Source organism: Streptomyces sp. NPDC045968 (assembly GCF_056430475.1).
Map to the genome: position 1 here is coordinate 186,764 of NZ_JBWKLF010000007.1, position 6,346 is coordinate 193,109.

Annotated in this window: 6 protein-coding genes; 2 read left to right on the forward strand and 4 right to left on the reverse strand. The window is 70.8% G+C overall.

Annotated features, from left to right (window positions below):
* Positions 1-151 precede the first annotated feature (151 nt).
* A complete protein-coding gene (locus AC07FA_RS21390; RefSeq protein WP_479077463.1) occupies positions 152-823 on the forward strand; it encodes a lysophospholipid acyltransferase family protein in 672 nt (223 codons plus the stop codon).
* 72 nt (positions 824-895) lie between these two features.
* Here the strand turns inward: AC07FA_RS21390 and AC07FA_RS21395 are convergent, their stop codons facing one another.
* Complete coding sequence (locus AC07FA_RS21395; RefSeq protein WP_479077464.1) at positions 896-2,440, reverse strand: MFS transporter; 1,545 nt, start codon at positions 2,438-2,440, stop codon at positions 896-898.
* The gene (locus AC07FA_RS21400) at positions 2,437-2,988 is read right to left on the reverse strand and encodes a TetR/AcrR family transcriptional regulator (protein WP_479077465.1); all 552 of its coding nucleotides are present in this window, start codon (positions 2,986-2,988) and stop codon (positions 2,437-2,439) included. Before AC07FA_RS21400 ends, AC07FA_RS21395 begins: the two co-directional genes overlap by 4 nt.
* Positions 2,989-3,078: 90 nt before the next feature.
* On the opposite strand from AC07FA_RS21400, the gene AC07FA_RS21405 reads away from it, so the two are divergent.
* A complete protein-coding gene (locus tag AC07FA_RS21405) occupies positions 3,079-3,585 on the forward strand; it encodes an HAD domain-containing protein (RefSeq protein WP_479077466.1) in 507 nt (168 codons plus the stop codon).
* Between the two features lie 137 nt (positions 3,586-3,722).
* On the opposite strand, the gene AC07FA_RS21410 is transcribed toward AC07FA_RS21405, so the two are convergent.
* Together AC07FA_RS21410 and argH are read right to left on the reverse strand one after the other, a co-directional pair.
* Entirely contained in the window at positions 3,723-4,694 is a 972-nt protein-coding gene (locus AC07FA_RS21410) for an aldo/keto reductase (protein ID WP_479077467.1), read from the reverse strand.
* A 106-nt stretch (positions 4,695-4,800) separates the two neighbouring features.
* Complete coding sequence (gene argH / locus AC07FA_RS21415; RefSeq protein ID WP_479077469.1) at positions 4,801-6,228, reverse strand: argininosuccinate lyase; 1,428 nt, start codon at positions 6,226-6,228, stop codon at positions 4,801-4,803.
* Between the last annotated feature and the right edge of the window lie 118 nt (positions 6,229-6,346).

The following is a 6,346-nucleotide window of genomic DNA, read 5'->3' on the forward strand; positions in this document are numbered from 1 at the left end:
CTGGACGAACGTGGCGGAAACACACGTCAACACGGCGTATCCACTTCGTGAACCCGATGTGCGATCAGTGAGTACCCGCGAGTATCCTCCTCACCTGCACGGACCTCGTTCGAACCGCCCCGGCCGCCCGGCCACGACACCGGAGGAACCGTTGTCCCGACTCACGGTCATCAAGGCAGTGCTCGGACCGATCCTGCGCCTGATGTTCCGCCCACAGGTGGAAGGCGCGAAGAACATCCCCGGGACCGGGCCTGTGATCCTCGCGGGCAACCACCTCACGTTCATCGACTCGATGATCATGCCGATCTGCTGCGACCGGCCGGTGTTCTACATCGGCAAGGACGAGTACGTCACGGGCAAGGGCTTCAAGGGCCGGCTGATGGCCTGGTTCTTCACGGGCTGCGGAATGATCCCAGTGGACCGGGACGGCGGGCGAGGCGGCGTCGCGGCGCTGATGACGGGCCGCCGGGTGCTGGACGAGGGCCACGCCTTCGCGATCTACCCGGAGGGCACCCGCTCCCCCGACGGCCGGCTCTACCGGGGCCGTACGGGCATCGCGCGGCTCACCCTGATGACGGGCGCTCCCGTGATCCCGTTCGCGATGATCGGCACCGACAAGCTCCAGCCGGGCGGCGCCGGGCTGCCCCGCCCGGGCAAGGTCACGGTCCGCTTCGGCGAGCCGATGGAGTTCTCGCGCTACGAGGGCATGGACCGCGACCGCTATGTCCTGCGCGCGGTGACGGACTCGGTGATGGCCGAAGTGATGCGGCTGTCCGGCCAGGAGTACGTCGACATCTACGCCACGAAGGCCAAGGCCGCGTGAGCTGACGCGTCGGCACAGGGAAGGGCCCGTACCCCAGATCGGGGGTACGGGCCCTTCCGCATGCCGACCGGTCTACGGGTGCTCGACGCCGTCCTCCAGCCTCTGGCCCCGCAGCAGGAACCAGGCGGCCACGGCCGTCGCCAGCAGTACGGCGGCGCCGATGCCCGCGGCGTACCGCAGCCCCTCGACGAACGCCTCCTGCGCGGCGGCCACCAGGGGCGCCGCCTGTGCGGCGGGGAGCGTGGAGGCCGCTTCGACAGCGCCTCCCAGCGATTCGTGGGCGGCCGTCGCCGTGCCGGAGCCGATACCGGCCGGGGTCTCGAAGCCCTGGTAGACACCCGTGACGATCGAGCCGAGCAGAGCGATGCCGAGGGCCGCGCCGAGTTCGTACGCCGTCTCGGAGACCGCGGACGCGGAACCGGCCTGCTCCTTGGGGACGGTGGAGAGGATGACGTCGGCGGTGACGGTGAAGGCGAATCCGGCGCCGACTCCGACGACCAGCAGCATCGCGCCGAGCATCGGATATCCGGTGTCCTTGCTCAGCAGGGTCACCGAGGCGAGCGCCACTCCGACGGCGGCGAGCCCGCCCGTGACCACCGAGCGTACGGAGTAGCGGCGGGCCACCACTCCGGCCATCAGACCGGCGGCCACCGCCCCGATGGCCGCGGGCAGTTCGGCGAGGCCGGCCTCCAGCGGGCCTCGCCCCTGGACCAGTTGGAGGAACTGGGACAGGAAGAAGACCAGTCCGGCCAGGCCGAGGATGGTCAGGAGGTCGGCGAGTACCGCGCCCGAGAAACCCCGGTGGTGGAAGAGCCGCATGTCCAGCAGCGGTGCGGGAAGCCTCAGCTGCCTGCGTACGAACCACGCGAGCGCCGCCACCCCGATGACGGCCGACGCGGCCACCTCCCAGCTCCCGCCGTGGGCGGCCAGCTCCTTGATCGCGTACACGACGGCGATCATGCCGATGAGGGAGAGGCCGACACTGATCAGGTCCCAGGGGCCTGGCGCGGGGTTCTTGGACTCGGGGATGAGCTTGATGCCGACGACGACGAGAACGATCATCACCGGAAGGTTGATCAGGAAGACCGAGCCCCACCAGAAGTGTTCCAGCAGGAAACCGCCCATGACGGGGCCCACGGCCGCGCCGGCCGATGCCATGGCGCCCCAGATACCGATCGCGAGGCTGCGTTCGCGCGGGTCGTGGAAGAGGTTGCGGATCAGGGCGAGCGTGGAGGGCATGAGGGTGGCGCCCGCGACACCGAGCAGCGCCCGGGCCAGGATCATCATCTCCGGGCTGGTCGCGTAGGCGTTGAGCACCGAGACCGCGCCGAAGGCGACGGCGCCGGTCAGCAGCAGCTTCTTGCGCCCGATGCGGTCGCCGAGGCTGCCCATCGAGACGAGCAGTCCGGCGATGACGAAGGAGTAGACGTCACCGATCCAGAGCAGCTGGGTGCCGGTCGGCGCGAGGTCCTCGCTGAGGAACGGGGTCGCCAGTCCGAGGACGGTGGCGTCGACGGCGACCAGCAGCACGGCGAGGACCAGGACGGCCAGGGCGATCCACCGCCCCGGCCGACGGACGAGGTCCGCGGTGTGCGAGATCTGGGTGATGCTGCTCATTGCTCCACGCTCCGGCGTGCTCCGCCGATCAACAACTCGACGATCATGTACTGGAAGTCCTTGGGGGCGACCCTGCCGGCCTGTACGGCCCAGGCGCCGGTGCCGATGAGCCCGTAGAGGGCCTCGGTCAGCCAGGCGGGGGTGAGGTCGATGCGGAATTCGCCGCGCTCCTGGCCGCGCCTGAAGAAGGCGGCGACCCTGGCGTCGAGCCGGCTCCAGCCCTCGTTCACCTCGTCGCCCTCGAAGAGCTGGTTCTCGGTGACGAGGAAGGAGAGCAGCCCCGCGCTGGGTTCGACGGCCGCGACGAAGCGGCGCAGGCCGTCCTCCGCACTGCCCTCCTCCAGCGCGGCGGCGTCCAGGGCCGCCTCGAACTCCTGGATGCCCAGATTCTCCAGCGCCTTGACCAGGGCGTCCCGCCCGGCGAAGTGACGGTGCAGGGTGGCGCGGCCGATACCGGCCGCCTTCGCGACCTCGTCCATGGTGGCGGTGGATTTGTGGGTCAGCAGTGCGGCGGCGCTGCGCAGCACCTGCTCACGGTCCAGAGTCATGAGACAACCATAACCCATGTGAGACACCTGCGTCTCACTACTGCTCGCCATCCGATCGCCCGGCCCGGCAGCGGCGGGCACCATGAGGCAATGAAGCCGCTGTTGCTCATCGACATCGACGGTCCGCTCAATCCGTACCTGGCGCTCTCGCGTCCCCGTACGCCCGAGGGATACCGCACGCACATGATGCGGCCGACCGGCTGGACGGAGGGCCCCGCGCTGCCGGTCCTGCTCAACCCCGGGCACGGCGTCGCGCTGCTGGCGCTCGCCGACCGGTACGAGCTGGCCTGGGCCACGACGTGGATGTCCGAGGCCAACGAGTGGATCGCCCCGCGGCTCGGTCTGCCCGACCTGCCGTACGTCGAGTGGCCCTCGCTGTTCGGCCGCACACCGGACGGAGTGTTCTGGAAGACCGGTCACGTCGTGGAGTACGCGGCCGGGCGGCCGTTCGCCTGGATCGACGACGAGATCACCGAACGGGACCGGACGTGGGTGGCGGCCCATCACCCGGGCCGGTCGCTGCTGCGGCGGATCGATCCGTGGGTCGGTCTGGAACCGGCCGACTTCGAGGCGCTCGCCGCGTGGGCCGGGGAATGAACCCGGCCCCGCGGCGGCGGTCAGTCGGCGAGCAGCGTGAGGTCCAGGTCGCGCAGGTGTCGTCGAAGGGAACGGCGAACATGTCGTGCAGCACGAACGCCGTGCGGGATGTGACGGGTTCGGTCCGATCCGGAGGCTCAGCTCCAGGGCAGTGAGGCGCGGTGCCGCCAGTACGCCTCGGGCTCCTCCACCAGCGCGTCGAGCCGGGCCCGCCGCTCCTCGTCGAGGCCGAGGACGGCGGCGTGGAGGTTCCCCGAGAGCTGGTTGACCGTGGCCGCGCCGGAGAGGACGACCCCGGCCCACGGCTGGTGGAGGACGAGCGCGAGGGCGACGGCGTCGCTGTCGAGTTCCGCATCGGCGGCGATCTCCCGTACGACGGCGGGGGCCTCGGACCCCGCGAGCCGGCCGTTGGCCATGCCCTCCTTGACGATCACGGTGAGCCCGGCGTCATGGGCCTCGGCGAGTGCGGGACCCGCGGAGGTCTCCAGCACGTTGTAGGTGGCCTGGACCGTACGGAAGAGGGGGGTGCCGTCGACCGTGACGGCGAGCGCGGCCCGGATGGCGTCGGCCTGTCCGGGCCCGCTGGTGGAGAGTCCGACGGTGATGCCCTCGGCGGCGTGTTCGGCGAGGCGAGCGTGCAGTTCCTTGTCGGTGAGGGCCGGACTGTCGGCGGTCACGGAGTGGATCTGGTAGAGGTCGAGCCGGTCCCCCAGCAGGGCCCGGCTCTCGGCGCGCTGGCGCTCGTACGTGGCGAGGCCGTGGTCCTTGACCTCGTGCGCCTCGGCGTCCACGCGCCAGTCGGCGGTGTAGGTGTAGCCCCACTTGCTGCCGACGACGACATCCGTGACCTCGGGACGGTCCGTCAGCCACTCCGCGAGGAACTCCTCGGAGCGGCCGTAGGAGCGGGCGGCGTCGAAGTAGCGGACGCCCTGGGCGTAGGCGGCGTCGAGGAGCTCATGCGTGCGGGTGCGCAGTGCCTCGACGCTGCGGTCGTCGGGCAGGTCGCGGTCGCGGTGGAGGTTGATGTAGCCGGGTCTGGCGACGGCGGCCAGGCCCAAACCGATGTGGGCGGTCGGGGTCGTAGCGGTGGCCAGCCTGGCGAAGGGCATCGCGGGCTCCTCGTGGTCGGGTCGGTACGTCTTCCCGTCCAACGTAGCCCGCGATGCCCTTCCTACACCTGACCGGCGGCGCTGTATCCGCCGGCGTTCGCGCGTCCTACCGGCGGGCGGTCGCCCAGGCGTGCTGCGCCGCCAGATCGGCCTTGACCTCGGCGAGCTGGACCGCCACGGCGGACGGGGCCGTACCGCCGCGCCCGTCACGGGAGGCGAGGGCGCCCTTCACGTTGAGGACGGTCCGTACCTCCGGGGTCAGATGCTCGGAGATCTTCGCGAACTGCTCGTCGGTGAGCTGGTCCAGCTCGATGCCGTGCTGCTCGCACTCCTTGACGCACTCGCCCGCGACCTCGTGCGCGACGCGGAACGGGACGCCCTGCTTGACCAGCCACTCCGCGATGTCCGTGGCGAGCGAGAAACCGGCCGGCGCCAGCTCCTCCATGCGCTCCCGGTTGACGGTGAGCGTCGCCATCATGCCGGTGAAGGCGGGCAGCAGGACTTCGAGCTGGTCGCAGGAGTCGAAGACCGGCTCCTTGTCCTCCTGGAGATCGCGGTTGTACGCGAGCGGGAGGGCCTTGAGCGTGGCCATCAGGCCCGTCAGATTGCCGATCAGGCGCCCCGACTTGCCGCGCGCCAGCTCCGCGATGTCCGGGTTCTTCTTCTGCGGCATGATCGAGGAGCCGGTGGAGAAGGCGTCGTGCAGGGTGACGAAGGAGAACTCCTTCGTGTTCCAGATGATGATCTCTTCCGCGATCCGGGAGAGGTTGATCCCGATCATCGCGGTGATGAAGGCGAACTCGGCCACGAAGTCGCGCGAGGCCGTGCCGTCGATGGAGTTGGCGACGGAGCCGCGCTCGAAACCGAGGTCCGCGGCGACCGCCTCCGGGTCGAGTCCCAGGGACGAACCGGCCAGCGCGCCGGAGCCGTACGGCGAGACGGCGGTCCGTTCGTCCCACTGCCGCAGCCGCTCGGCGTCCCGGGACAGGGACTGCGCGTGGGCCAGGATGTGGTGGGCGAAGAGGACCGGCTGGGCGTGCTGGAGGTGCGTACGACCGGGCATGGCCACGTCCGGGTGGGCCTCGGCGAGGCCGACCAGGGCGTCCTGGAGTCCGGCGACGAGGCCGCCGATGATCCGGGCGTGGTCGCGCAGGTACATCCGGAAGAGCGTGGCGATCTGGTCGTTGCGGGACCGGCCGGCGCGCAGCTTGCCGCCGAGGTCGGGGCCGAGGCGCTCCAGGAGACCGCGCTCCAGCGCGGTGTGGACGTCCTCGTCGGCGATGGTTCCGGTGAACGAGCCGTCGCTCACATCGGCTTCGAGCTGGTCGAGGCCGCTCAGCATCCGGGTCAGCTCGTCCTCACTGAGCAGGCCCGCCTTGTTGAGGACGCGCGCGTGGGCGCGGGAGCCGGCGATGTCGTAGGGCGCGAGCCGCCAGTCGAAGTGGACGGAGGCGGACAGCTTGGCCAGCGCCTCGGCCGGGCCGTCGGCGAAGCGGGCGCCCCAGAGGCGTACGTCGCTGGTGTTGCTGCTCACGGTTGCTCCTTGTTGTGCGGTGGGGGGGGGGGGGGGGGGGGGGGTCCCCCCCCCCCCCCCCCCCCCCCCCGGGGGGGGTCCCCCAACCCCCAACCCCTCACACACAGAAAAGAAAGGA